17 protein-coding genes are annotated in these 26,852 nt (G+C 70.7%); 8 read left to right on the top strand and 9 right to left on the bottom strand.

The genetic code is table 11. The features are described from left to right. Window positions 1-89: 89 nt before the first annotated feature. Window positions 90-4,547 (bottom strand): HAD-IC family P-type ATPase, encoded by a 4,458-nt coding sequence (locus ACP4J3_RS32225; protein ID WP_426539669.1) that lies wholly within the window; start codon window positions 4,545-4,547, stop codon window positions 90-92. A gap of 192 nt (window positions 4,548-4,739) precedes the next feature. Between ACP4J3_RS32225 and ACP4J3_RS32220 the strand changes: the two genes are divergently transcribed. Beyond that, window positions 4,740-5,159 carry a hypothetical protein gene (locus tag ACP4J3_RS32220; protein WP_426539668.1) on the top strand — a complete coding sequence of 140 codons (420 nt, stop codon included), beginning with the start codon at window positions 4,740-4,742 and terminating at the stop codon, window positions 5,157-5,159. 46 nt (window positions 5,160-5,205) lie between these two features. Here the strand turns inward: ACP4J3_RS32220 and ACP4J3_RS32215 are convergent, their stop codons facing one another. The 7 genes from ACP4J3_RS32215 to ACP4J3_RS32185 all read right to left on the bottom strand — a co-directional run bounded on the left by ACP4J3_RS32215 (window position 5,206) and on the right by ACP4J3_RS32185 (window position 14,227). Further along, complete coding sequence (locus tag ACP4J3_RS32215) at window positions 5,206-6,249, bottom strand: LacI family DNA-binding transcriptional regulator (RefSeq protein ID WP_426539667.1); 1,044 nt, start codon at window positions 6,247-6,249, stop codon at window positions 5,206-5,208. Between the two features lie 164 nt (window positions 6,250-6,413). Next, window positions 6,414-8,012, bottom strand: a complete 1,599-nt coding sequence (locus tag ACP4J3_RS32210) for a family 43 glycosylhydrolase (protein WP_426539665.1) — start codon at window positions 8,010-8,012, stop codon at window positions 6,414-6,416. After that, the gene (locus ACP4J3_RS32205; RefSeq protein WP_426539664.1) at window positions 8,009-8,950 is read right to left on the bottom strand and encodes a carbohydrate ABC transporter permease; all 942 of its coding nucleotides are present in this window, start codon (window positions 8,948-8,950) and stop codon (window positions 8,009-8,011) included. Before ACP4J3_RS32205 ends, ACP4J3_RS32210 begins: the two co-directional genes overlap by 4 nt. After that, window positions 8,950-9,834 (bottom strand): carbohydrate ABC transporter permease, encoded by an 885-nt coding sequence (locus ACP4J3_RS32200; protein ID WP_426539663.1) that lies wholly within the window; start codon window positions 9,832-9,834, stop codon window positions 8,950-8,952. Before ACP4J3_RS32200 ends, ACP4J3_RS32205 begins: the two co-directional genes overlap by 1 nt. 10 nt (window positions 9,835-9,844) lie before the next feature. Then, on the bottom strand, window positions 9,845-11,188 hold the full coding sequence (locus tag ACP4J3_RS32195; RefSeq protein ID WP_426539662.1) for an ABC transporter substrate-binding protein: 1,344 nt from the start codon (window positions 11,186-11,188) through the stop codon (window positions 9,845-9,847). Window positions 11,189-11,617: 429 nt separating this feature from the next. Then, window positions 11,618-12,709, bottom strand: a complete 1,092-nt coding sequence (locus ACP4J3_RS32190) for a LacI family DNA-binding transcriptional regulator (RefSeq protein ID WP_426539661.1) — start codon at window positions 12,707-12,709, stop codon at window positions 11,618-11,620. 504 nt (window positions 12,710-13,213) lie between these two features. Then, a complete protein-coding gene (locus ACP4J3_RS32185) occupies window positions 13,214-14,227 on the bottom strand; it encodes a hydroxyacid dehydrogenase (protein WP_426539660.1) in 1,014 nt (337 codons plus the stop codon). Window positions 14,228-14,647: 420 nt separating this feature from the next. Here ACP4J3_RS32185 and ACP4J3_RS32180 point away from each other — a divergent pair, with 420 nt between their 5' ends. The 7 genes from ACP4J3_RS32180 to ACP4J3_RS32150 all read left to right on the top strand — a co-directional run bounded on the left by ACP4J3_RS32180 (window position 14,648) and on the right by ACP4J3_RS32150 (window position 26,031). Then, window positions 14,648-15,997 (top strand): extracellular solute-binding protein, encoded by a 1,350-nt coding sequence (locus ACP4J3_RS32180; protein ID WP_426539658.1) that lies wholly within the window; start codon window positions 14,648-14,650, stop codon window positions 15,995-15,997. Further along, window positions 15,994-16,992, top strand: a complete 999-nt coding sequence (locus ACP4J3_RS32175; protein WP_426539657.1) for a carbohydrate ABC transporter permease — start codon at window positions 15,994-15,996, stop codon at window positions 16,990-16,992. The genes ACP4J3_RS32180 and ACP4J3_RS32175 overlap by 4 nt, the downstream gene beginning before the upstream one ends. Next, complete coding sequence (locus tag ACP4J3_RS32170) at window positions 16,989-17,852, top strand: carbohydrate ABC transporter permease (protein WP_426539656.1); 864 nt, start codon at window positions 16,989-16,991, stop codon at window positions 17,850-17,852. Before ACP4J3_RS32175 ends, ACP4J3_RS32170 begins: the two co-directional genes overlap by 4 nt. Before the next feature lie 59 nt (window positions 17,853-17,911). After that, on the top strand, window positions 17,912-19,693 hold the full coding sequence (locus ACP4J3_RS32165; RefSeq protein WP_426539654.1) for a putative Ig domain-containing protein: 1,782 nt from the start codon (window positions 17,912-17,914) through the stop codon (window positions 19,691-19,693). 16 nt (window positions 19,694-19,709) lie between these two features. Then, window positions 19,710-23,039 (top strand): alginate lyase family protein, encoded by a 3,330-nt coding sequence (locus tag ACP4J3_RS32160; RefSeq protein WP_426539652.1) that lies wholly within the window; start codon window positions 19,710-19,712, stop codon window positions 23,037-23,039. A gap of 26 nt (window positions 23,040-23,065) precedes the next feature. After that, window positions 23,066-24,322 (top strand): alginate lyase family protein, encoded by a 1,257-nt coding sequence (locus ACP4J3_RS32155; RefSeq protein ID WP_426539651.1) that lies wholly within the window; start codon window positions 23,066-23,068, stop codon window positions 24,320-24,322. Window positions 24,323-24,444: 122 nt separating this feature from the next. Continuing rightward, on the top strand, window positions 24,445-26,031 hold the full coding sequence (locus ACP4J3_RS32150) for a carboxylesterase/lipase family protein (protein WP_426539650.1): 1,587 nt from the start codon (window positions 24,445-24,447) through the stop codon (window positions 26,029-26,031). On the opposite strand, the gene ACP4J3_RS32145 is transcribed toward ACP4J3_RS32150, so the two are convergent. Continuing rightward, complete coding sequence (locus ACP4J3_RS32145) at window positions 25,999-26,838, bottom strand: helix-turn-helix transcriptional regulator (protein ID WP_426539649.1); 840 nt, start codon at window positions 26,836-26,838, stop codon at window positions 25,999-26,001. The genes ACP4J3_RS32150 and ACP4J3_RS32145 overlap by 33 nt on opposite strands. Between the last annotated feature and the right edge of the window lie 14 nt (window positions 26,839-26,852).

Genomic DNA, 26,852 nt, shown 5'->3' with positions numbered 1-26,852 from the left:
GAGCATTTCGGACGTACGGCTCCTTTGTCCGGTGAGCGGGCTGCGCGGGAACAGAGCGTGGGTGAAGCCGAGCTGAACATTCGGCGTCCTCACGGGGCCGGTGACCGGTGCTGTCGAGCGGTGAGGCGCTGCCAGGCCGTGACCAGTGCCACCGGCGCCGTCGCCGCTGCCAGGGCGATCGTCCACCCCGCCGGGCCCAGTGGCCGGCTGCCGAAGAACCGGCTCAGGGGCGGAACGGCGACGACCACGCCGAGGGCCGCGAGGGACCCGACGGCGGCGAGCAGGACGACCGGGTCGCGGCCCGCGTCGACAAGCGTCTGCAGCAACTGGGAGGCGACGAGCGCCACCAGGGCGACGGTGTCGGCGTGCGCGCGGGTACCGGTCGCCCGGGCGGCGATCCACGCGCTGCCCGCCGCGAGGGCGGTGAGGGCGGCGCGCAGGCGGATGTGCCGCGTCAGGGCCGTTCCCAGGGACGCCTCGGGGCCTTCCGCGAGCAGCCGCTCCGCTCTGCCGGCCGGGGGACGGGCCGCGATGGCCATGGCCGGCAGCATGTCCGTGAGGAGATTGACCAGCAGCAACTGGCGGGCGTTGAGGGCGCTGCGCCCGGTGAGCAGGGTGGTCGCCAGCACGAAGGCGATCTCCCCGAGGTTGCCGCCGAGCAGGATGCCCAGCGCCTTGCGGACCGAGCCCCACATGGCGCGGCCCTCCACGATGGCGTCGACGATCGTCTCCAGGCGGTCGTCGGTGACCACCACGTCGGCGGCGGTACGGGCCGCCGGGGTCGCCCGGGAACCGATGGCGATACCGACGTCGGCGATCCGGATGGCGGGCGCGTCGTTGGCGCCGTCACCGGTCACGGCGACGACCCGGCCGGCCGCGCGCAGCGCGCTGACGATGCGCACCTTGTGGGCGGGGGTGACCCGGGCGAAGACCTGGATCTCCGGCAGTGTCTTCGCCATCTCGGCGTCGTCGAGGGCGTCCAGCTCGGGCCCGGTCATCATGCGCAGTGCCTGGCCGGGCTGCAGCTCTCCGGCGATCGCGGCCGCGGTGCTGGGATGGTCCCCAGTGAGCATGACGATCCGCACTCCGGCGGCGGCCAGCCGGGCGACGCTCTCGGCGGCGGTGGGCCGGACCGGGTCCGCCAGTCCGATCAGCCCCAGCAGGCACAGTCCCTCGACGTCCGTTTCGTCGAGGGACGGGTGGGCCGGGGCGTGGGCATCCGGCCGGTGGCGGTCGGCGACCGCCAGTACCCGCAGGCCACGCCGGGCGTGCCCTTCGATGTCGCGGTCGATCGCCTCCCGCAGTTCCGCGGTGAACGGCACGGTGCGCGCGCCCTGACGGACCCGTTCGCAGCGGGCCAGGACGACCTCCGGCGCGCCCTTGACGACCAGCCGCCACCGTCCGTCGGCCTCGCCGAGGACCGCGTGGTAGCCGCGGCCGGGTTCGAACGGCAGCTCCGCCAGCCGCCGCCAGCCGCCCGCGGCCTGCGTCGTGGCGTCGGCCTGCTGCGCCCCGTGGGCGATCGCACGGTCCGTGGGGTGGGCGAGCGCCGCCGCCGGACCGGGCGGACCTGCCAGGGCGGCCGCGGCGACGACCCGGCGCAGCCGCGGTGTGAGTGCGTCGAGCGAGCGCCGTTCGACGCCGTCGGACACCTGCTGGAGGCTGATCCTGCCCTCGGTGAGGGTGCCGGTCTTGTCGAAGCACAGCACATCGGTGCGGCCGAGGGCTTCGATGGTGGGGGCGCTGCGGACGAGGGTGCTGCGGGTGGACAGCCTGCGGGCGGCGGCCAGTTCCGCCACGGTGGCGACGAAGGGCAGGCCTTCGGGTACGGCGGCCACGCACAGGCTGACCGCGGAACCCAGGGCCGCGCCGAGCGGCCGCCGCCGGGTGACCTCGACGAGGAACAGCACGACGCCCGAGGCGACGGACAGCGGCAGGAACCAGCGTCCCAGCGCGTTGAGCCGGTGTTCCACCCCGCTCTCGGGGACCGTGTCCGCCGGGGCGGCCCGGGCGGCACCGCCGGCCTCGGTGGCGGACCCGGTCGCGACGACCACCGCGAGGGCGCTGCCGGCCGCCACGGCCGTACCGGCGTAGAGCATGGAACGGCGGTCCGCGACCGCTGCCGCCGCTTGCGGGGCGGGGGTCTTCAGCACGAGCTGGGACTCGCCGGTCAGGCTCGACTCGTCGGCTTCCAGGCCCGTCGCCTCGATCACACGGCAGTCGGCCGGGACCGTGTCACCGGCCCGCAGTTCGATCACGTCACCGGTCACCAGACGATCGGCGGGTGCCTCCGTGGTGCCGGGACCGGCCGCCCTGCGCAGTCGGACGCGGTCCGAGGTCGCCTCGACAAGCCTCTCGGCGGCGCGATCCGCGCTCACCCGCTGGGCTCCGCCGACGACCGCGTCGACGGCGAGCACACCGCCGATGAGGACCGCGTCCAGGACCGAGCCGAGCGCCGCCGAGATGGCGCCGCCGATGCCGAGGACCGGCGTGAGCGGATTGGCCAGTTCCTGTGCGACCCGGCCGATCAGGGTGTCGGCGACGGGGGGTCCGTCGTGTCCGGCGAACCGGCGCCGCCTGGCGGCCTCCCTGTCGTCGAGCCCCTGCGGTGACGTGCCGAGCCGGGCCATGACCTGTCGTACCGTCATGGCATGCCAGGGCGTCCGGTCGGCGGCGGCCGGGGCAGGACGGTGGTGCAGGGCACGTCCGGCCCACACGCCCGCCCCGATCCCGGCGAGGGCCACGGCGTCGGTCACCAGGCGGGCGCGTGCCCAGGCGCCGCGCCGACGCACGCCGAGTGCGGACGCCGTGCCCATGAGGGCGCCGAACGCCTCCATGCGAACGCACCGCCGGCTCACCGCGCGGGCCTCCGGAAGGGCGGTCAGCAGCAGATGCGCCACATCGGGGGCGCCGACGGCGTCCGCGTCCCAGCGCACCCGGCGTCCGGTGTGGGTCACCCCGATGCCCAGATCGGACTGGGCCAGCGCACGGCGGGCGCCGTCCGCCACGACGGCCACGCCGCGCCCTTCCTCCTGAAGGGAACGGACCAGCGCCACCGTACGGGTCCCGCCGGTGGGAACGGCCTCGTCGAGCCCGAGGCGGCGGTGCAGCCCGGGCGGGCCGCCGACCAGCACCACCCGGCCGCACCGGCGGGCCGCCGCCACCAAGTGCTCGGCGAGCGGGCGCAGTTGAGGGACCATGCTCACGACGGCGACGAGTTGCCCCCGCCGCACGACGAGCAGGACCCGTGCGCCCTGCCCGGCCCACTCCTGGGCCAGTGCGGCTGCCGCACCGGGTAGATCCACGTGTGTGCCGGGGCTGTCGTCCCGGCACTCGGGGATCGGACGCAGCTCCCATTCCCCTTGGGTCCGTGGCTGCGACGGGTCGCCGCTGTCGGTCAGTTCGTGGACGACCGCGTGGATCTCGTCGATGTCCACACCTGCGGCGGCCGTCGCCTCGGGCCGCTGCGCGGGCGCCACCGCCCAGACCGTCCAGGTCCCGGTGGCCAGTACCCGGGCGTCGAGGACGACGGTGTCGATGCGGTCGAGCCGGCGCAGCGCCTCCGGGCGCAGCACGAGGCCTCCCCGGAGGGAGGCGGCCTGACCGACGGCGGCGGCGAAGGCCTCCCGGCCGGCCAGGGGGCCTCTGGGTATGCCCGCGATCAGCACGCCCAGTGCCCGGTCGTGGCTGCGTGTCACGGCACCCGTGAGGCCGTAAGCCGCGAACGCCGTGGGAACGGCCGCGTTCGCGTACCGCCCGGCCGGTCCCGGCGGCAACGGCGCCGGCCGCTTGCGGACCGGCGCGGCATCGTGCCGGTACGCCCCCTCGCTCCCGGCCAGCCTGGGTGACCACTCCTGCCAGGCCTGGTGCCGGGCTTTTGCCTCGGCGTACCGGGCGGCGGCCAGGCCACCGGAGACCAGCGGGCCGAGCGGGCGGAACGTCAGTGCCGAGAAGACCAGATTCGCCGTCGCCCAGCCGGTGTCGGCAGCCGCGGTGCCGAACACGCGGGCCGTGGCTTCGCGCAGCCGCGGGGTGGCCTCCGCGAGCTGGACGAGCGCCTGGGCCGGTGCGACGGACGGCAGACCGGGGACGTGGGCGATCCGTCCCGCCACGGCGACGCCGAAGGCCGCGGCACTCCCCGCCAGGTGCAGTGCCGCGGCGACGGGTGCCTCGGGACCGCCGGGGTGGCCGGGAGTGCGCGGGACTTGATCCCCGGCTTCCCTCTCATGGGCCTCCTGCTCGGTGGCGGCGCGGGCGTCGGCCTCGGCCCCGGCGATGAGCCGGACCACGGGCTCCAGGTCGATCGCGGAGGCGTCGCAGGCGACGAACACACATCCGAGTGTTCCGTTCAGCTCCGCGCGGTCCACTCCCGGGACCTCGCCCAGCCGGACCTCCAGGTCCCGTGCGGCCCGCTCCGTTCCCGGGCGCCCCAGGTGCCGGGCCTCGATCTGCACCCCGCCGGCCACCGGCCAGGTGCGGCGTGCGTGCGGCTTCACCAGGCGCCCCAGCATCGGCAGGACCGTGTCGGAGAGGAGAGAGCGGATCATCCGGCGCCTCGTTCATCGACTGGCCGCGTGGGGCACCGCCCCGAAGGAGGCCTTCGTCCCCACAAGTGTGCGCGCATTCCACCGGCACTGTCCTGCTGGAATCCGTGGACCGGTGATTTCCCTCCGGTTGCGGTGCGCGTCAGAATGTAAAGAGAGGCCTCGGAACCAATTGGCTCGATTTGAGTGGTTCGCATGACGTCCAGCCCAGCTCAGACAAAGGCGTCCGGGGACGGCGGCCAGGTACTGCACATGCACCGCGCCCACCCCGAACTGACCCTCCCGTACATGACTCCGGGAGATCTCAAGGCCAGCGCACAGGAGTTGACCTCACGAGTGCCCGCCCTCCCGGGCAAGGGCAAACTGCCCGCCCTCCCCGGCAGGGATCTGCTCTTCTACGGCGGCCTGGGGGCACTGACCGTCGCCGGGGCGCTCGAATGGCCGGTCGCCCTCGCCATCGGCGGAGCCACCTACGTCGTGCGCGGCAGGACACGGCAGGAGGCGCACGAAGGGCAAGAGGCGCGAGAATCGCGGCCGCGCGCGAAGAAGGCGGCCGGACCCCGCAAGACCACCACGACCAGGCGGAGGGGAACGACAGCACAGAAGAAGAGCTGAAGGCCCGGTCCGGGCCCCAGCACCCGGCCGCGTCAGGGGATCGCCGTCAGACGCGCGGCACAGCCGAACTCGACCGCTCCACCAGCCGCGTCGACAACTCCGTCCGTGTGCTCTCCGGCCGGTCCCCGCCCATCATCCGCACCAGCAGCCGCAGCGCCGTCGCCGCCATCTCCGACAGGGGCTGGCGGACCGTGGTGAGGGCCGGGGAGATCCAGCGGGCCTCCGGCAGATCGTCGAAGCCGACCACGCTCACATCGTCCGGCACCTTCAAGCCCCGTTCCGCCAGCGCCTGGTAGACCCCGAGGGCCATCCGGTCGGAGCAGACGAAGACGGCCGTCGGGGGCTCGGGCAGATCGAGCAGTTCCAGCATCCGGCGGTGCGCCACACCCTCGTCGAAGCCCGCGTGCCGCACATACTCGGGACGCTGCCGCAGCCCGGCCGAGACGAGCGCCGAGCGATAGCCGGCCACCCGGGCGGTGCTGCATATCTTGCGCTGGTGCCCGGCGATGACCGCGATCCGCTCATGGCCCAGCGCCAGCAGATGCTCGGTCGCCGTCACACCGCCCTGCCAGTTCGCCGCGCCCACCGACACCACGCCCGGCGGCGGCTCGAGGACCGGGTCGATCATCACGAACGGGATGCGGTGCTGCTCCAGCCACGCGTACTGCGACGCGGTCAGCTCGGCCAGGTTGAACAGCACCCCGGAGGAGCCGCGCGCGATGAGCTTGTCCAGCCAGCCCCGCTCCGGCCGGGCGCCCCGCGTCCGGGTCAGCCCCGCGGACACCACCACCTCCAGGCCCGCGTCGTGGGCCGCCGCCTCCACCCCGTGCAGCACCGCGCCCGACCACGAGGTGTCCAGCGAGTGCACGACGAGGTCGACCAGGCCCGGCGTCTTCGCCGCCTCGAAGCGCGGTCTGCGGACATAGCCGAGCCGGTCGAGTGCCTCGGTGACCCGGCGGCGGGTCTCCGGAGCCACGTCCTCGCGGCCGTTGACCACCTTGGAGGCGGTCGGCACCGACACCCCGGCCTCGCGTGCCACGACCGCGAGGGTCGGTCCGGCAGCCACGCTCGCACCGCCCGTTCGGCCCATCGGGAACCACCTCTCCGGCCCGCCCGAGGGCCATGAAAAGTTTCGATCAGCGCGGAAACAGTAAGCGCTTCCTACCCTAGGTTCGCCGCGATGAGTCCGGAAGAGCCCGTCAGTTCGCAGGAGTGCACGGGCCGCGACTTTCGAAACCTCGAACAGGCACGTGGTCACCAGCAGGTGAGGCGGAATCCCGTGAAGTCGGCCGTGAACGACGCGTCGACGAGGTCCACGGCATGGATGCCGGCCATCGACCCGGTGAAGCGCAGTTTGGAGCCGTAGTCGTCCGACAGCCTGGTGAAGTCCAGCGGCGGGCCGACCGGGGTGCGCACGCCCTCGCGGACGTACCAGAACCGCGCCCGGCCGTCCTCGACCGTCACCCCCAAGGTCAACGGCCCGCTTGCGGCCACGTCCACCAGCGCCGCCCGCCGGGTGCCGAACTCCTCCCGCTCCACCAGGCTCAGCACCGTACGGCCCGCACCTCGCCACTGCTGCCCGCGCTGCTCCTCGCCCTCGGGCTCCGCCCAGGTGAGGTCGAGGCTCAGATACGCCTCGGAGCCGTACCGCAGGACCAGCCCGGCGGCCTGCGTGAAGGAACGCGGCCGCGCCTGGAGCGTCACCTCCGCCTCCGCGCGGTGCTCGGTGATCCGCCGGCCCAGCAGGCTGTACGCCCACCGCGACTCGGGACCGTGCCGCCCGCGCAGCCGGATCCAGCCGGGGCGGGTGGTGGCGTCGGCCCAGTCCGGGTCGGCGTAGCCCCGCAGGGTGCTCCAGGGCCAGCCCAGCGGATCGTCCGCCTCGGCGAGTCGAGGCGCCGGGCCGTCCTCCTCCCCGCCCCGCGTGGCCACCTCCACCTCGACCGCGGGATGCGCACCCCCGTGCCGCATCCTCGGCCAGCCCTGCGCGTCCCAGGTCACCGCCTGGATCGCCGTCTCCCGCCCCAGCGTGCAGCGCGGACCGTCCGGCGTGGAAAGCGGACGGGCCACCAGATGGCTCAGCACCCAGTCCCCGTCCGCCGTCTGCACCAGCTCGCCATGACCGGCCTTCTGCAACGGCAGCGACGGATCGTCCCGGGACGTCAGCAGCGGGCGGTCGTCCAGTTCGTACGGCCCGGTGACGGCACGGCTGCGCGCCATCCGCACCCCGTGCTCGAACCCCGTGCCCCCTTCGGCCAGCACGAGGTGGTACCAGCCGTCCCGCCGCACCAGCTTCGGCCCCTCGATGAGCCGTTCGTGCTGAAGGAGCAGACGGGTGTCCCCGAGCGGGCCGAGCGTCTCCCGGTCCAGCTCGGTCAGCACGATCCCCGCGAACCGCCGGCCGTCCGGCCGATGGTCGTTCTGCAGGTTGAGCAGCCACAGCCGCCCCTCGTCATGGAAGAGCGCGGGGTCGAACCCATGGCTCGGCAGGCGCCGCGGCTCCGTCCACTCGCCGTCGGCCGCCACGGCCGTACTGACATACGTGTCCACGTCGAAGTACGGCGTGCCCACGGACCGCACCACCGAGTAGACCACCCAGAACCGCTCACCGTCCCAGCTCAGCGAAGGCGCCCAGATGCCGCCCGAGTCGGGGACGCCGGCCAGACAGTCGCCCGGGACCGCGCCGCGGACATGGCCCGCGTACTCCCAGTGGGCGAGGTCACGGGAGCGGTGGATCGGGATCGTCGGGAACCACTCGAAGGAACTGGTCGCGACGTAGTACCAGTCGCCGACCCGGACCATCGAGGGATCCGGGGCGAAACCGCGGATGACCGGATTGCGCAGGACGGTCACTTGAGCGCCCCCAGCGTCACGCCGGTCCGCCAGTAGCGGCGCATCGCCACCATCATGATCGCCATCGGGATGATGGACAGCAGGGCGCCGGTCAGGACGAGGCTGGTGACGTCGATGCCCGACTCCAGGGTCTTGCCGGTCCAGTGGTACAGACCCAGGTTGAGCGTCCAGTTCTCCTTGCCGCGCAGCACGGTCAACGGCAGGAAGAAGGCGTTCCAGGTGTTGACGAAGGCGAGCAGGAAGACCGTCGCACCGCCCGTGGTCATCATCCGCAGCACGATGCTGAAGAAGATCCGCAGCTCACCCGCGCCGTCGATACGGGCCGCCTCCAGCAGCTCGAACGGGATCGTGGCCTCGGTGTACACCTTGGCCAGATACACACTGAACGGGTTGATCAGACAGGGAATCAGCATCGCCCAGGGAGTGTCGACCAGCCCGATCGCCGAGAACAGCAGGTACAGCGGCAGGGTGAGCAGCGCGATCGGGATCAGGAAGGACCCCACCACGGCCGCGAACACCGCGCCCCGCCCGGGAAAGTCGAAGCGGGCCAGGCCGTAGCCCGTGGCGAGGGCGATGAGCGTGCCGCCGAGGGAGCCGACACCGGCGTACAGGAACGAGTTGGCGGTCCAGCGCAGGAAGATGCCGCCGTCGTAGGTGAAGACCTGCTGAAGGTTGTCCCAGAGATGCCAGCCCGAGAACCACAGCCCGTTGCTCTGGTACAGCCCCACGCGGTCCTTGGTCGCGGCGATCATCAGCCAGTAAACAGGGAAGAGACTGTAGACACTGGCCAGGACCAGACCGAGCAGCAGGAAACGCTGCCCGCCCCTCGACCGCGAGGCCGGGTCCGGACCGGCCAGCCGGCGCAAGGTCCGCCTGCGAGGCGGTACGGCGGCGGCCGTCTCCGCGCCGTTCTCCTTACGGTTCTGCGTCAGCGCCATCAGTCCACCTCCCTCGAGGTCAGCCGGTAGAAGAGGAACGACGCCACACCGAGGATCAGGGCGAGCAGCACCGACAGGGCCGCGGCGTAGTTGTAGTTGGCGGCGTTGAACGCCTGGTTGTAGATGATCATGATCGGGGTGAAGCTGTCGCTGACGGTCTCCGGGGTCACCCTCCGGAACAGGGCGGGCTCGTTGAAGATCTGCAGCATCTGGATGATCGACAGCAGCGCGGTCAGCACCAGCGCCCCGCGCACGAACGGCACCTTGATGCTCAGCGCGATCCGCAGCTCCGACGCGCCGTCCAGCCGGGCGGCCTCGAACAGCTCGCGGGGCACGCCCTGGAGCGCCGAGTAGATGATCACCATGTTGTAGCCGATGCCGTGCCAGGTCAGCAGATTGCCGATGGCCGGCCACACCATCGACGGCGCGAAGAAGTTCCAGTCGAACCCGAAGAACTCACCGAGCGGGGTCAGCGGTCCCACCTCGGGGCTGTACAGGTTGATCCACACGATGGCCGCGACCACGCCGGGGATCATGTACGGCACCAGCAGCACGATCCGGAACCGGCCGGCCACCTTCGAGGTGACCGCGTCCAGGAAGAGCGCCAGCACCAGGCTGACGAGCAGCATGAAGGGGATCTGGACGCAGGCGAACAGCACCACCCGCAGGATGGAGGTCATGAACGCCGAGTCGGTCAGGCCCTTGCCGTAGTTGTCCAGCCCGACGAACTCGGTGGACGTGCCGCCGAGGCCCAGCCCGGACGACTTCTCCAGGAACAGCGACTGATAGACGGCGTAGCCGATCGGAAGCAGATACAGAAAGACGAAGCCGAGCTGGAAGGGCACCGTGAACGCGGCACCCTTCCAGCGCTGGGAGCGAATCATCGAGTCAGCCTCAGCCCTTGACGCTGATGCCGCGCTGCTTCAGGTCGTCGACCGTCCACTGCTGCATGTGCGCCAGCAGATCGGTGACCTTCTGCTCCTTGCTGACGACCTTGGCCCACTCGTCCTGCATCTCGGTGAACATCGCGGTCCAGTTCGGCCCGAAGGTCCAGCCGGTCCGCACGGTGCCCAGGCTGTCCGTCACGATCGTCTTGGCCGGCTCGTAGTTCTTGCCGAGCAGCTTCTCGGAGATCGCCTCGGAGACGTACGACTCGCTGTCGGCCAGCGCCGGCATCACACCGCTGCCGGTCTCCGGGCTCGCCATGGTCTTGACCGCACCGGAGTCCGTCGACATCCACAGCGCCGCCTCGGCGGCCTGCTCCTTGTTCTTGCACTGCTCGCTGACCAGCGTCAGGTTGCCGCTCTGGTTGGTGCCGGCCGGCGTCCGGGCCGCCTCACCCTTGAACGTCGGCCACGGGGCGAGCGCCCAGTCGCCGAAGGACTTGGTGAAGTTCTGCACCATGCCGGACATCTGCCAGGTGGAGATCTGCCGGGTCGCGGTGCCGCCGTTGTCGTAGTTGCGCTGCACGGCCGCGTAGTCGGCGAACGAGAGCTTCGAGTTCAGGTCGTTGTCGATGATCTCCTGGATCACCTTCGCGGCCTTGAGCGTGCCCTCGTCCTGGAAGTTCACCACCCAGGACTCACCGTCGATGCCGTACCAGTTCGCCCCGGCCTGCATGGCCAGCACCTCCAGGGTGCTCGGGTCCTCACCGGCGTAGTTGGTGACCTTGATGTCGTGCTTCTTCAGCTCCTTGCCCGCGGCGATGAAGTCGTCCCAGGTCTTGGGCGGCTCGATGCCGTACTTCTCGAAGAGGTCGGTGCGGTAGATGGTGAAGGCGGGCGCCGAGGCGGTGGGCACGCCGTAGACCTTGCCCTGGACCTGTCCGACGGCCCACGAGCCGGGGTTGAACTTGCCCTTCTCGCCCTCGACGTACTTGGTGATGTCGGCGAGCGCGCCCTGCGCGACCCAGCTCGTCACATACTCACCGGTGTTCTGCAGCAGACAGGGTGCGTTGCCCGCCTTGACCGCGTTGGTGAGCTGCTTCTGCATGGTGAGCTGGTCGGTGACCTTCGTGTATTTGAGCTGGACGTCCTTGTGTGAGGCGTTGAAGGCCTTGACGACGGCCTCCTGCCCGTTGGCCCAGCCCCAGAAGTCGAGCGTGACAGGGCCGGAGGCATCGGTACCGGAGTCCGAGTCTCCGGAGTCGGATCCTCCGCAGGCGGCGAGCAGACCTGTCAGAGCGATTCCCGCGACGGCAGCGGAGGCGAACCTTCTCCGGGGGTTGGTGAAGTTCATCTGACCGTGATCCTTCGGAATTGGGCGTTCTCAGAACGAGGACGGCGGCTCGGGGCGCTGGCCAGAAACGGCGGCCGGAAAAACCGTCGGCTCGCGTTGCGGGGGCTTGGCCAAGCGGAAGCTGTAGTAAGCGGTTGCAGGGACGGTAGGCCGACGTGTCGGCTCATAGCAAGAGGTGCGCGGAAATTTGTTACGCCGGTTTGTCCATCCGGTGATCTTCGAGTGCACGCGGATCCCGCCCGCGCCGAGCGGCGTAAGCGCAGGTGGAGTGCCCCTTGTCAGCGGATGAGGGGCGACAGGTGACTGTTCGCGGGTGCCCTGCCGAAAGCCGGAGAGGATGCAGGAAAACGCTTACGAAACGCGCGCAGGGCGTTACCTGCTCTGGGCGTTACCTGCTCTGGGCGTTACCGGCCCTGAGCGTTACAACCGTCAGCCGCGCCGGAGAGGCGGCTGTACGGAGCTGCGTACGACGACATGGGTGCCCAGCACCAGATGGTCGCCGTCCCCGCCGCCCTTGCGACGGCCGGCGCCGCCCTCGCGCCGGTCGGCCACCGCACGCAGCGCGACCCGGCCCATCTCCTCGTACGGCACATGGACGGTGGTGAGTTGGGGGGTGAGCTGGGAGGCGAGCGGAATGTCGTCGTAGCCGACGATCGACACGTCCTCCGGCACCCGCAGCCCCGCCGCGCGCAGGGCCTGCATGGCACCCGCGGCGACCACGTCCGTCCCGGCGAGCACCGCGGTGAAGTCCAGCCCCTGCTCAAGGGCGTCCTCCACGGCCTCGTACCCGTGCTCGTAGTCGTACGGCCCGTGCCGCACCATGCCCGGTTCGAAGGGCACGCCGTACGCCTCGAAGGCCCGCCGGGCGCCCTTCAGACGGCCCTGGGCGGTCGTGAGTTCGGCATGCCCCGGCAGCACGAGGACCTTGCGGTGCCCGGCGGACAGCAGATGGCTGGCCATGGCGTAGGCGCCGCCCTCGTTGTCGTAGTCGACGGTGGTGGCCGGCACGTCGCCCTCCAGCGGCGGCCGGCCCACGAGGACCAGATGCGACCCGGCCGCGTCCAGGGAGCGGGCGAAGCGGGCCATGCGCAACTGGTACTCGTCGTAGTCGTAGGCGCCGCCGAGCAGCACCACGGCCGCGACGCCCTGCTGCCGCATGAGATTGACCAGCGCGAGCTCCCGCTCCGGATCGTCACCGGTCGTACCGACCAGCGAGAGCCAGCCCCGCAGTGTGGCGGCGCCCTCGACACCCTTGGCCACATGGGCGAACGCGGCGCCGGTGATGTTGTTGATGAGGATCGCCACGGTGGGCGTGCCGCCGCCGGCCAGGGAGCGGGCGTGGGCGTTGGTGACGTAGTCCAGGTCCCGGACGACCTTCATCACCCGCCGGCGCAGATCCTCCGACACCGGGTAGTTGCCGGACAGCACACGCGACACGCTGGCGACGGAGACACCGGCGCGCTCCGCCACGTCCCGGATGGTGGCCCGACCGGCATCGCCGGCCACCTTGCGCTGACTCACCCTTGCGGCTCCTTCACCGTCGCGCCTGCCTCACGGAAACCGTATCCCATGGCTGACTCCGGGCGGCTGGGCGTGGGGGAGGCCGGGACATGGCCCGATGCTCCTGCACTGTTCCTGAGGGATGCCGGGCGGTGGCCCGATGTCCCTGGGCTGTGCCGCGCACCATCCCGCTCTGTGCCTGCACTGTGCCGGGCAACGCCCCACCAACCCGCACTGTCTCCGCACGACGCCGAGCAACGGCCCACCAACTTGTACCGGGCCGACGCGCCGGCCGTGAGGGAGCCGGAGGGGCGCGCCGGTGTCGAGACGGCATGGGGGCACCTCCCGCTCGAGCGAAGTCGAGAGTGGGGGAGCGCGGAGGCCCGAAGGGTCGAGCACGATCGCCGTCTCGACACCGGCACAAGGCGCCCCGTAGGCGACCGAACCAGACATTCGGCACCCCAGCCCCAAGTGCTCACCCCTCACCCGACCTCACCCCCATCCCATGCACGCAACCCACCCCCCTCAAGCCACCCGCCCCAAATCCCCCCACCGCACCTCATGCCCCAACGGCATCCCCGCCACCACCCGCTCCAGCTCCTCCACCACGGTCCGCCCCAGCCGCTCCAGCTCGTTCCCGAGCGACCCGGCGATATGAGGCGTCAGAAAGACGTTGGGCAGGTGATACAGCGGCGACCCCGCGGGCAACGGCTCCGGCTCGGTCACATCGAGCACGGCATGCAGCCGCCCGGAAACCAGCTCGTCCGTCAGCGCCTCGGGGTCGATCAGCGCCCCGCGCGAGGTGTTGATGAGCACACCCCCGTCCCGGATGAGCGCGAGCCGGTCCCCGTCGAGCATCCGGTAGGTCTCGGGAATGTCGGGCGCGTGCAGGCTGACGATGTCGCTGTGCCGCAGCAGGTCCTCCAACGACAGCAGTGCGGCTCCGAGTTCGGCGGCCTCGGCGGGGCTGACGTACGGATCGTGCAGCAGCACCGTGAAGTCGAACGGCCGCAGCAGCTCCAGCAGGCGTCTGCCCACCCGCGAGGCCCCGATCACGCCGATCCGGCGGCCGACGTTGCCGGTGGGGGCGGTCATGGCCTGGGTCGGGTAGGCGTGGGTGGCGCGGAAGCGCTCGCGGTGGGTGAAGGTGTCCTTCCCGGCGAGCAGGATCATGGCCAGCGTGTACTCCGCGACGGGCAGCGCATTGGCGGTCACCGCGCTGGAGACCGCGATGCCCCGCTGCCACAGGGCCTCGCCGACCAGTGAGCGGACCGACCCGGCGGCGTGCAGCACGGCACGCAGTCGGGGTGCGGCGGTGAGGGCGTCGTCGTCCAGGTGGGGGCAGCCCCAGCCGGTGATCAGCACCTCGGCGCCGGACAGGGCGGCCGCGGCCGCCGGATCGGCGAAGTCCCGTACGACGAGCGCCGGGTCGAGGTCGCAGGCCTTTTGCAACCGGGCCATGAGTGCCGGGGGGAAGAGCAGGGGGAGGTGCACCGGATCCATGGCGAAGACGGCCCTCGGTGGCAGGGGGCTGGGCATGGCTCTCCTGAGGATGACGGACTGGATGGAAACAGTTTCAGAAAGCGCCTTCTACCGTAGATCTGCGGAGAACGGCCGGTCAATCGGTCGGGCTGAGTGCGTGGTGTCGCGGTAGCCGCGCAACGTCGCCCCGCTGTTGACCCTGATCGGAGACGAAATCGGCGAAATCGGTTACCGGGGCTTCGCCGGCTTCGCCCCGCTCCCACCCGGTCGCCCATCCCGCCGCCGTGATCCCGGCAACCGGTTGCCGCCATTACAGCAGCGTACGGGCGAAGACCTCCACCATGCGGGGTCCTCCAGAGTTTTCGAAAGTTCGTCACGCCTCTTGACGTGCCGTGCTCTCGGGAAGAAGCTCCCTCCACGTTGTAGAAACCGGTTGCGGAAACATCTACACGTCGGCGAAGAGAGAGTGGGTAGTCCATGCACACCCAGGCCGGTGCTCCCGTGAGTCGCCGCCGATTCCTCGCCCTGTCGGCGGGCGGCGCCGCGGCCGGCGCGGCGGCGCTGAGTGGCTGTGCGATGCAGGTGTCGACCGGGGTCAGTGGCTCCGGCGAGACCGTCACGCTGATGGTCAAGCCCGAGGACATCGCACCCGAGCTGATCAGGCAGTGCCAGAAGGACACCGGCATCACGATCAAGACGGTGCAGCACGACATCACCAAGCTGATCGCGATGCTCACCAGCGGCAGCCCGCCGGACCTGGTGCGTGCCGTGGGCGCCGTGGACACCGCGTACTACGCGGCCCGCGACGTGATGGAGGAGCTCGACCCGTACTTCGCCAAGAGCAGCGTCCTCAGGGAAGCGGACCTGGACCCGGTCAACGACCTGTGGCGGTTCGACGGCCGTACCCAGGGCAGGGGCCCGCGCTACGGCATGGCGAAGGACTTCTCCCAGGACTCCATGTACTGGTACAACACCTCCACGTTCGACAAGGCGGGCGTCGACTATCCGTCGGAGACCGAGCCGGTCACCTTCGAGGCGTGGCTGGACGATGCCAAGCGCCTCGTGCAGCGCAAGCAGGGCCAGACCACCGTCTTCGGCGGCAGCTACAGCGGTCTGACCAGGGCCACGCTCATGGCGAGCACGACCGCGTCCGCCGGCGGCAGCCTCTTCAGCGACGACTTCTCCCGGGTCGACTTCACCAGCCCGGAGGCCCGCAAGGCACTGGCCTGGTACATCGACTACTGCAAGACGAAGGTCGGCCCGAGCCTGATCCAGCCCGACCCCAACGGCTGGGACGGGCCCACCTACCAGGCCGGCCGGATGGCCATGACGAACTCCGGCTACTGGCTCGGCGGCATGATCAACACCGACAGGAAGCTGGCGCCGGTCTCCCGTCTCGCCCCCGCCCCGATGTTCGACGGCGGCCGGCGGGTCAGCCCCTGCCAGGGCGGCACCGGCATGTGGATGCCGCGCAAGGCGAGGAACAAGGACGCCGCCTGGCGGGTCTTCGAGTGGTTCTTCGGCGAGGCACCGGCCAAGGCGCGCGCCTGCGGCGGCTGGGGCATCCCCACCCTGAAGTCCCTGCGCCCGCTGATGCCGGCCGAGACCGAGTACCAGAAGCGGACGCTGAAGGCGCAGGAGGCCGAGCTGAAGCACTTCTCGGTGGTCGCCTTCACCCCATACACCACGGCGGACTCCTTCGACGCCCTGTTCAACCAGATCGCCCCGGCCGCGATGAAGGGCGAGATCTCCGTCGACACGGTCGCGGGGCGCCTGAACTCGGCCATCAACGAACAGCTCAAGCGTGGTAAGGAGCAAGTGGGATGACGGTCGACCAGATCTCCTCCGTCGCGGACCGGCAGGGCCCGGCCCCGAGTGCCGGTCCCGCACGGACCACGGACCGGCCGCGCACCTCCTTCACCGCGCGCAGGCACCGGGCGTTCTACATGTTCACCTCGCCCTGGATCATCGGGTTCCTGCTGCTGGCCATCGTCCCGATGGCGTACGCGCTGTGGCTGAGCTTCACCACCTTCGACGGCATCTCGCCCAACTGGCGCTATGTCGGACTCGGCAACTACCGCGAGCTGTTCTCGGACTCGGTGACGTGGGAATCCCTCGGCCGTGCGGGTCTGTTCGCGGTGACCTCGGTGCCGTTGTCGATCATCGCTGGGCTCGGGCTGGCCGTTCTGGTCAACCGGCCGCTGAAGGCGCGCGGTCTGTTCCGCACGCTGCTCTATCTGCCGGCCGTGGTGCCGCCGGTGGGCGCCGGTATCGCCTTCAAGACGCTGTTCGACCAGAACTCCGGTGCCGCCAACGGCGTGTTGACGCTCTTCGGCTTCGAAGCGCTCGGCTGGATGGCCGACCCGTACGTCCGCTACGTCCTGCTGATGACGGTGCTCTGGGCCGCCGGAAACGTCATGATCATCTCGCTGGCGGGGCTCCAGGACGTTCCCCGCGAGCTCCACGAGGCGGCCCGTATCGACGGGGCGAGCGCCTGGCGGACCTTCCGCAGCATCACCGTGCCACTGCTGTCGCCCGTGCTGCTGTTCCAGACGGTGACCGGGGTCATCGCCTCGGTGCAGACCATCATGCCGCTGCTGCTGGCCCCGCTCGGCACCACGGGCGGCGTGACCACCGTCCCACAGTCCAACTACCTCTACATGATGCACGTGTTCGCGCAGTACTTCGCGCTCGGCCGCTACGGCTACGCCTCCGCACTGCTGTGGGTGCTCTTCGTCCTGATCCTCATCGCGACCGGACTCATCTTCAAGTTCACGTCCGGTGTGGTGTTCTACAACGTCGACCCGGAGGCGAAGAAGTGACCGCCACCAGCCTTCCCCCCAAGTCGCCGGTCCGCGTGAAGGTCCGCGTCAACCGTCTCGTCCTCTACACGGTCCTCGTCGTCATCACGGGACTGTTCCTCGGCCCGTTCGGCTGGCTGTTCCTCACCGGTCTGAAGACCTCGGCGGAGACGGCCGCCGCACCCGTGCACTGGCTGCCCGCGGACTTCCAGTGGCACAACTTCGCCGACGCCTACCAGCTCATCGACTTCCTCGGATACGCCCGTAACTCCCTGGTCATCGCCCTCATCTACGCCACCCTCGTCACGCTCAGCTCCGCCTGGGTCGGCTACGGTTTCGCCCGGCTGAGCGCACCCGGCAAGAAGACGCTGTTCGGCATCCTGCTCGGCTCGATGATGCTGCCCCAGCTCATCACCCTGCTGCCGACCTACCTGATCTTCGCCGAACTCGGCATGGTCGACACGTACTGGCCCTGGGTGCTGTGGGGGCTGTCCGCCGCGCCGTATCTGGTCTTCCTCTTCCGGCAGTTCTTCGCCGGTCTGCCCCGTGAGCTGGAGGAGGCCGCGATCGTCGACGGCTGCGGCTACGCGTCGATCTTCTGGCGGATCTTCCTGCCGCAGTCCTGGCCGGTGCTGTCCGCGAGCTTCGTGATCGCCTTCACCTGGACCTGGGGCGACTACATCGCCCCGCAGCTCCTGCTGTCCACCGACCACTCCACGCTCGCCGTCGCCGTCATGTCCACCTATGTCACCCAGGCCGGCTCGCCGATCACCAACCTCCAGGCCGCCGCCTCCGTGATGTACGTCGTCCCCATCCTGCTGATCTTTCTCATCGCCCAGCGCGGTTTCGTCGCCGGGATGTCCACGTCCGGGCTCAAGTAGCCCACTACAAAACCCCTTCAAAGCCCCTTCGAAACCCTTTTCTCCCAAGGAACCCAGCCATGAACGACACCCAGAGCACCGGCCTGTCCCGGCGCACCCTCATCCAGGCCGCCGGCGCCACCGCCGCCGCTTACTCCCTGATCGGTACGGCGGCGGCCGGCACCGCGAGCGCGGAGGACAGACCGGAGGCCGCCGACCGGCTCGTGGTGCACCCCGTGCCGGGTGCCATGCCGATCAACACCAGCTATGTCGTCAAGGCCCGTACCCCCGGCGGCCAGTGGAAGCCGGTTCCGGTGCTGCGCGCCACCACGAAGACCATCAACGAGAAGACCGGCGGCGGCATCGTCCGGCCGACCTCGGTCGCCGGCCTCGACTTCACCGGCACCGTGGAGGTGCGGGTCACGTCCGCCAAGGGCGCGATCGGCAGCGCCCGCATCCGCCCGCTGTCGTACGACATCCAGCACGAGGTCAGCGGCGACACCATCACCTTCAGCCTCACCGAGCCGCGCAACCTCTCCATCGAGATCGACGGCGACATCTACGACAACCTGCAACTGCACGCCAACCCGATCGAGAAGACGCGGCCGGACGCGGACGACCCCGACGTCATCTACTTCGGCCCGGGTATGCACACCCCCTCGGGCGGTGTGGTGAAGGTGCCCAGCGGCAAGACGGTGTACCTGGCCGGCGGCGCGGTGCTCAAGGCCCGGGTGGAGTTCATCGACGTGGAGAACGCCCGCCTGCTCGGCCGGGGCATCATCACGGGCTCGGACGCCGCCACCCTGATCAAGTTCTCCAAGAACATCGAGATCGACGGCATCCTCGTCCTCAACCCGAAGTCCGGCTACTCCTGCACCATCGGCCAGTCCAAGCAGGTCACCGTCCGCAACCTGCACTCCTACAGCTCCGGCCAGTGGGGCGACGGCATCGACGTGTTCAGCAGCGAGGACGTCCTGATCGAGGGCGTCTGGATGCGCAACAGCGACGACTGCATCGCCATCTACGCCCACCGCTGGGACTACTACGGCGACTGCCGCAACGTCACCGTCCGCAACTCCACCCTGTGGGCCGACGTCGCCCACCCGGTGAACATGGGCACGCACGGCAACCCGGAGAACCCCGAGACGATCGAGAACATCGTCTTCAGCAACATCGACGTCCTCCAGCACCGCGAGCCGCAGGTCCTCTACCAGGGCTGCTTCGCCCTCAACCCGGGTGACAGCAACCTCATCCGCAATGTCCGCATCCAGGACGTCCGGGTCGAGGACTTCACCTGGGGCCAGCTGTTCAACATGCGGGTCATGGCCAACCGGTACAACGCCTCGCCCGGGCGTGGCATCGAGGACGTGTACGTGCGCAACCTCACCTACAACGGCAAGAACGAGCACATGCCGATCGTCGTGGGCTACGACGCGGACCGCCGGATCAAGAATCTCACCTTCCAGAACATGTCGATCAACGACACGGTCATCGCGGACACCATGCAGAAGCCCCGCTGGTACCTGACGCCGGACATGGTGCCGATGTTCGTCAACGAGCATGTGACAGGCCTGCGTTTCCTGAAGGACAGCGAGGCCGCCGCCACGGTGGCGCCCGAGATCACCAGCGCCGGCGAGGCCACGGCCACCGCACGCCAGGTCTTCAACCACCTCGTCACCGCGAGCGCGCTGCCGACGTCGTACGGCGCCGAGGGGCTGCCCGCGGGCCTGAAGGTCGACGACAGGACGGGCCAGATCTCCGGCATCCCGCAGGTCCCCGGCACCTACACCGTCACCGTCTCGGCCACGAACACCGTGGGCACCGCGACCAAGTCCCTCTCGATCACCGTGCAGCACCCGTAAGCCAGGAGACAGTTCCATGCAAGCCCTCAGCCGACGGACGTTCCTCGGCGCGGCAGGACTCGCGGGCGTGGCCGGGAGCGGACTGCTGTCCGCCCTCGCCGCCACGCCCGCGTGGGCCCAGGCCGCCGACGCGGCGTTCTCCTTCGCACACCCCGGTCTGCTGCACTCCTCCGCCGACCTGGACCGGATGAAGTCCGCGGTCGCGGAAGGCCGCGATCCCATCGCCGCCGGATTCGCCGCCCTGGCCGCCGACTTCCGTTCCCAGCACACCTACGGCATCCGCAACACCGGACAGATCACCACCTGGGGCCGCGGCCCCACCAACTGGACCCGTCAGGCCGCCGACGACGCGGCCGCCGCCTACCACAACGCCCTCATGTGGGCGGTCACCGGCGACATCCGCCACGCCGACAAGGCCCGCGACATCCTCGACGTGTGGGCCGGCTCCCTGACCGGCATCACCGGCGCCGACGGCCAACTCGGCGCCGGCATCCAGGGCTTCAAGCTCGTCAACGCCGCCGAGATCCTCCGGCACAGCGGCTACGACGGCTGGCCCGAGGAGTCGATACGCCGCTGCGAGCGCTCCTTCACCGACGTCTGGTACCCGTCCCTGTCCGGCTACTGCCTCTACGCCAACGGCAACTGGGACCTCGCGGCGCTGCGCACCATCCTCGCCATCGCCGTCTTCTGCGACAACCGCGTGATGTTCGAGGACGCGCTGCGGTTCGCGATCGCCGGCGCCGGCAACGGCTCGGTGCTGCACCGCGTCGTCACCGCCGCCGGCCAGGGCCAGGAGTCCGGCCGCGACCAGGCCCACGAACAACTCGCCCTCGGCCTGCTCGCCGACGCGGCCGAGGTCGCCTGGCAGCAGGGCGTCGACCTGTACTCCTTCGCCGACGACCGGATCCTCGCCAACTTCGAGTACTTCGGCCGCTACAACCTCGGCGACGACTCGGTCCCCTTCACCCCCGACCTCGACCGCACCGGCAAGTACATCAAGACGTCCGTCAACAACCGCCAGCGCGGAGTGTGGCGGCCGCTGTGGGAGATGGCGTACGCGCACTACGCAGGCCGGCTCGGCAAACCCGCCCCCTACACCGAGAAGGTCGTCTTCCGGGGCACCGGCGGAACGCGAGTCGTCGAGGGATACCAGGAGGACCACCCGGGCTGGGGCACCCTCACCTACGCCGGCACGACGGCCGCCTCGCCCACCGCGCCGACGGCCCCCGCCGGTCTCACAGCGACCACCGAGGGCCACTCCGTCACCGTGAGCTGGCTGCCGACCGCCTGGGCGAAGACGTACACCGTCCGCCGGGCCACCCGCCTGGAGGGCCCGTACGAGGAGGTAGCCTCCGGCGTCGACAAGCCGGCGTACCAGGACACCGACGTACGCGCGGGACGGACGTACTACTACACGGTCAGTGCCGCCAACTCCCATGGCAGCGGCGCCGATTCGCTCCCGACCGCACTCACTGCGGGCCTCCCCGAGCCCTGGGAGACCCAGGACCTCGGCGAGGTGAGGCTCCCCGGCTCGGCCGTCTTCGACGGCGAACGGTTCGTCCTGGAGGCGAGCGGCACCGCCGACACCTACCGCATCACCCACCTCCGGCTGCCCGGCGACGGCGCCATCACCGCGCGGATCGTCTTCCCGCTCAGCTCGCAGTACTCGAAGATCGGCGTCACCCTCCGCGCCTCCGTGGACCCGGACGCCGCGCACGCCGCCATGCTGATCCAGGGGCTGCCGCTGCACACCTTCAGCGGCGTGTGGAGCGTGCGTCCGAAGGCGGGGGCGGCCGTCTCCGGCACCGGCAGCACGCCCGTGCCGCCGTCCCAGCAGACGGCGATCACCAGCTCGGCCGCCTTCCCGATCTCCGACCTCGGCGCGCTGCCCGAGTCGGCGACGCCGCTTCAGGCCCCCTACGTCGAGGGCGCGGGCGACGGCTACCGGCTGCGGGCCCCGTACTGGGTGCGCGTGACCCGCAAGGGGCGGCGCTGCACCGGCGCGATCTCCCCGGACGGCATCCGCTGGACCGAAGTCGGCACCACCGAGGTCGAGTTGGGGCACACCGCGTACGCGGGCCTGGTCCTCACCTCCTGCCTCGGCGTCGACGAGGAGTACGCCGAGACCGGCACCGGCGCCTTCGACAACGTCTGCGTCTCCTCCGCGGCCATCGGCGAGATCTGGTCCCCGCCCCGCCCCGGCCGCACCGCCACCGGCCTCACGGCCGCCACCGGCGCCGACGCCGTCGAGCTGGCCTGGTCCGACCCGGACCTCTCCGCCCGCTACAAGGTGCTGCGCTCCGCCGCCCCCGACGGCCCGTACGAGACGATCGCCACCGGCATCGGCGCGGTCGGCTTCGGCACCCGCGTGCGGTACGCCGACGCCACCGGCAAGCCCGGGACGACGTACCACTACACCGTCGCCAAGACGAACTGCGGTGGCCGCGGCCCGCTCTCGGAGTCGGCCGCCGCGCCGATGCCGACCCCGAGCGTGCCCCAACTCACCTCCGCCACCAGCGCGTTCGCGAACCAGGGCGACGCCTTCCGGCACGTCCTGCGCGGCTCGCACGAGCCCATACGGTTCACCGCCGACGGCCTGCCCGACGGCCTCCGCCTCGACAGACGCACCGGTCTGATCACCGGAACGCCCACCGAGAGGGGCGAGTTCACCGTCGTCACAGGCGCAGGCAACGCGGCGGGCGACGGCACCGGCAAGCTCACCCTGACGGTCGGCACGCCCCCGCCCGCCCCGTGGACGTACGGCGACCTGGGCGATGTCGTCCTCGACGAACGGGACTTCGGGACCTTCGGTGTGGCGGCGATCCACACGCCGGGCAGCACGTCGTACACCGACGGCACCTTCACCGTGCGCGGCGCGGGCGTCGACCTGTCCACCAACAACCAGGGAATGACCGGGCAGTTCGTACGCCGGCCGGTGACCGGCGACTGTGAGATCACCGCCCGGCTCGTCTCCCGCACGGGCGCGAGCGCCGACCGGGTGGGGCTGCTGATGGCCAAGTCGCTGTCGCCGTTCGACCAGGCCGCCGGGGCGATCGTGACCGGCGGGACCACCGCGCAGCTCATGCTGCGCACGACCGTGGCCGGAAGGTCCACCTTCACCGGGAGCGGAACCGCCACCCTGCCCTCCCTGCTGCGGCTGAAGCGCGTCGGGACCGCCTTCACCGCAGCCCTGTCCACCGACGACGGCGCCACCTGGACCCCCCTCGCCGAGGGCTCGGTCCCCGGCTTCGGTGACGCCCCCTACTACGTGGGCCTGGTCTGCTCACGCAACCAACTGGCCCGCTGCACCACCGAGTTCGACGAGGTGAGCATCATCCCCATGTAGATCCTCCACGGAATGGAGATCCACGAATGAGCCGCACTTCCCCCCACAGGAATCTCCCCACACCACAGGTGAGCCGCCGCGGTCTGCTGAAGACCGCCGGCGGCCTCACCGCCGCCCTCGCCGTCGGCGGGTCCGCGGCCGTGCTGACGGGCAGCACGGCCGACGCGGCGCCCGCGACCTTCACCCACCCCGGCATGCTGCACAACTGGGGTGACATCAACCGCGCCAAGGCCAGGGTCGCCGCGGGCAACGACCCCTGGGCGTCCGGCTGGCGGCGGCTGACCGCCAACGGCCGTTCCCACTCCACCTGGACGCCCCGCCCCCAGGCCACGGTCCTCCGCGGCGGCACGGGGGACAACTACGGGATCCTCTACAGCGACATCGCCGCCGCCTACCAGAACGCCCTGCGCTGGCACGTGGGCGGCACCGCCGCCAACGGCGACTGCGCCGTGCGCATCCTCAACGCCTGGTCGTCCACCCTCACCGAGGTCACCGGAAACGCCGAGCGGTACCTGGCCGCCGGCCTGTCCGGCTGGCAGTTCGCGAACGCCGCCGAGCTCATGCGCGGCTACGCCGGATTCGACCTGAACCGGTTCAAGACGATGATGCTCAACGTCTTCTACCCGCTCAACGACGGCTTCCTCCGCAAGCACAACGACGCCTGCATCACCAACTACTGGGCCAACTGGGACCTGTGCAACATGGCCTCGATCATGGCCATCGGGATCCTGTGCGACGACGGCGCCAAGTACGACCAGGCCGTCAACTACTTCAAGAACGGCGGGGGCAACGGCGCCATCCGGCGCGCCGTGCCCTTCCTCTACAGCAACGTGGAGGGCTACGACCTCGGCCAGTGGCAGGAGTCCGGCCGCGACCAGGCTCACACCATCATGGGGATGGGTCAGATGGGCGCCCTGTGTGAGATGGCCTGGAACCAGGGCGACGACCTGTACTCCTACGACGGCCGCCGCTTCATGAAGGCCGCCCAGTACGTCGCCAAGTACAACCGGAACATGAACGTGCCCTTCACCACCTACACGTGGGGCACCGGCCAGAACTGTGCGCAGCGGTCACAGACGGTGATCAGCCCCAGCAGCCGCGGCGAGGTCCGCCCCGTCTGGGCGATGCTCCACTACCACTACAACCGGCGCCTGCACCTCGACGACAAGTACATCGCCGACATGTGCTTCTCGATAGCGCCCGAGGGCGGAGGAGGTGACTACGGCTCCGGCAGCAGCGGCTTCGACCAGCTCGGCTTCGGCACACTGATGTACGCCAAGTAGCCGCCAGGCAACCAGATAGGCCGAACAGCCCCTCACAACCGCTCGTGCGCCGGAATATCGGGCCACAATGAGTTGCTCTGATCTTCACGGTGCACGAGCGCGGTGAGGAGGCTGGTGGGCGTATGACGGCAGTCCAGACAGACCCCGTGGGCCCCGTGGTGAGCACGCCCTACGGTGCGGTACGGGGCCGGTACGACAACGGCGTCGCGGTGTTCCGGGGCATCCCCTATGCGGCGCCCCCCTTCGGTCCGCTGCGCTTCCGCCCACCCGCACCGCCCGAACCCTGGGACGGTGTGCGCGACGCCGGAACCTTCGGGCCGACGCCGCCGAAACCGCCGTACTCCGAGGCCTTCGCGCAGTACCTGTCGGACCCCGTCGTGCCCGGCGACGACTGTCTCAACCTCAACGTCTGGACCCCCGAACCCGGCCCCGGCGCCCGGCTGCCGGTCATGGTGTGGCTGCACGGCGGCGCCCTGACCCGCGGCTCCTCCGGCGTGCCCGTGTACGACGGTCGGCCCTTCGCCCGGGACGGGGTCGTGCTCGTCTCGGTCAACTACCGGCTGGGCGTCGAGGGCTACGGCTACTTCCCGGACGCCCCCGCCAACCCCGGCCTGCGCGACCAGCTCGCCGCCCTGACGTGGGTCCACGAGTCCATCGCGGCCTTCGGCGGCGACCCGGACCGCATCACCCTGTTCGGCCAGTCCGCCGGAGCGATCAGCATCGGCGCGCTGCTCGCCGCCCCGCAGGCCCAGGGCCTGGTCCGGCGCGCGATCCTGCAGAGCGGGCCGCCCGAGGCCGCCGAGCGGGACAAGGTGCGGCGGATGGTGCGCCGGATGGCGACCCGGCTGAAGATCCCCGCCACCGCCGCGGCCTTCGCCGAGATCGACCGTGAGCTGCTGCTGCGCACCCAGGCCGAGGTGGGCCGGCTCAGCAGCCCGGTGCTGGGCGGGCCCGCCTTCGGGATCGTCGTCGACGGGGACGTGGTGCCGCGCGATCCGATGGAGGCCCTGGTCGAGGGCGAGGCGGCCCGCGATGTCGGTCTGATGACGGGCTGGACCCGGGACGAGTACCGGCTGTGGCTGGTGCCCGGCGGCCTCCTCGAGCGCGTCGACCGGCTCGGCGCGGTTGCCCTGGCCGGCGCCATGGCCCGCTGCCACACCGGCGCGGAGGTGCCCCGCGGCTACCGCGCCCTGCACCCGGAGGCCGGCACCGCCGAGATCGTCGGCCAGATGGTCACCGACCACCTGCTGCGCATCCCCCTGCACCGCCTGGCCGACGCCCGCCCGGGAACGTACGTGTACGAGTTCGCCTGGCCCTCCACCCTCCCCGGCCTCGGCGCCTGCCACGCCCTGGAACTCGGCTTCGTCTTCGACACCGGGGACGTCCCCGAGTCCCGCAAGCTGGCCGGCGAGGGCGCCCCGCAGGAGCTGGCGGACGAGATCCACCGGGCGTGGGTGCGGTTCGCGGTCGAGGGCGGCCCGGGGTGGCAGGGCTGGGACGAATCGCATCCGGTACGGGTCTTCGGCGACGGCGGGACCCACACCGCACACGGCCCACGAGACCCCGAACTCGCCCTGTGGACCGCGCCTGCCCCGGCCCGGGAATCCAGCGCCGTGCCGGTCGCGGCCGACGGCTCGCCCCAGCGCGCCACGGAACTACGCTCGGTCGTCCGCCGACTACGGCTGCCGGGCGCCGTCCGCCGGCACTGAGAGGTGGCTGGGGACGGAGGAACTGCTGTCGAAATAGACGACCAGCGTGTGCTCCGGCTGTTCGGCCAGGTGAAAAGCGGTGTACGCATAATCGATGGCTCCCCGTCGCGGGTGCCGTAGCCGTTTTCGGCCGCTGTGCCGGGCCTGCACCTCGTACTGCGGCCACCAGTCCCGCACCTGTGGGCTGCCCTCGTTCAGGTCCTCGATCAACCGGGTGTAGCGCGGGTCGTCGCCATGGCGTGCCGCCAGCGTCCGAAGCCGGCCGAGCAGACCGCGGGCTTCGGGTTCCCAGTCGACCAGGACGTCCCGGGCCACCGGTTCGAGGAACACCCAGCGGGCGAAGTTGGCGGGCCGGTCCGCCTCGGTGATGAGCCTCGGGAACAGTTCGTGGGCCGCCTGGTTGTGACTGAGGACGTCATAGTTGCCGCCGATGATGTACGCCGGGTTCGGCTGGAGCAACAGGGGGACGGCACCCGCCTCGGCCGTCAGCGGCTCGTGTTCCTCGGCTTCGGCCGCAGGCGCGTGACCGGCGAGCCGGAGAAGGTGATCGCGCTCGTGCCGGTCGAGCCGCAGCGCCGCGGCGAGGGCGTTGAGCACCTGTTGCGAGACGCGGATGTCCCGCCCCTGCTCCAGGTACGTGTACCAGGTGGCGCTGATCCCGGCCAGCAGCGCCAGTTCCTCTCGGCGAAGTCCCGGAGTCCGACGGCGGCCGGTCTGGGGAAGGCCAACCTCGTCAGGGGTCAGGCGCTCTCTGCGGCTGCGCAGGAATTGACCGAGCTGACGGCGTTGGTCCGGCTGCGTGGGCATGGCGGGTGGCACCT

The organism is Streptomyces sp. UG1 (assembly GCF_049974585.1).
Lineage (GTDB): Bacteria > Actinomycetota > Actinomycetes > Streptomycetales > Streptomycetaceae > Streptomyces.
Note: the sequence above shows the minus strand (reverse complement) of the source record. Positions and strands in the feature narration are given on the sequence as shown.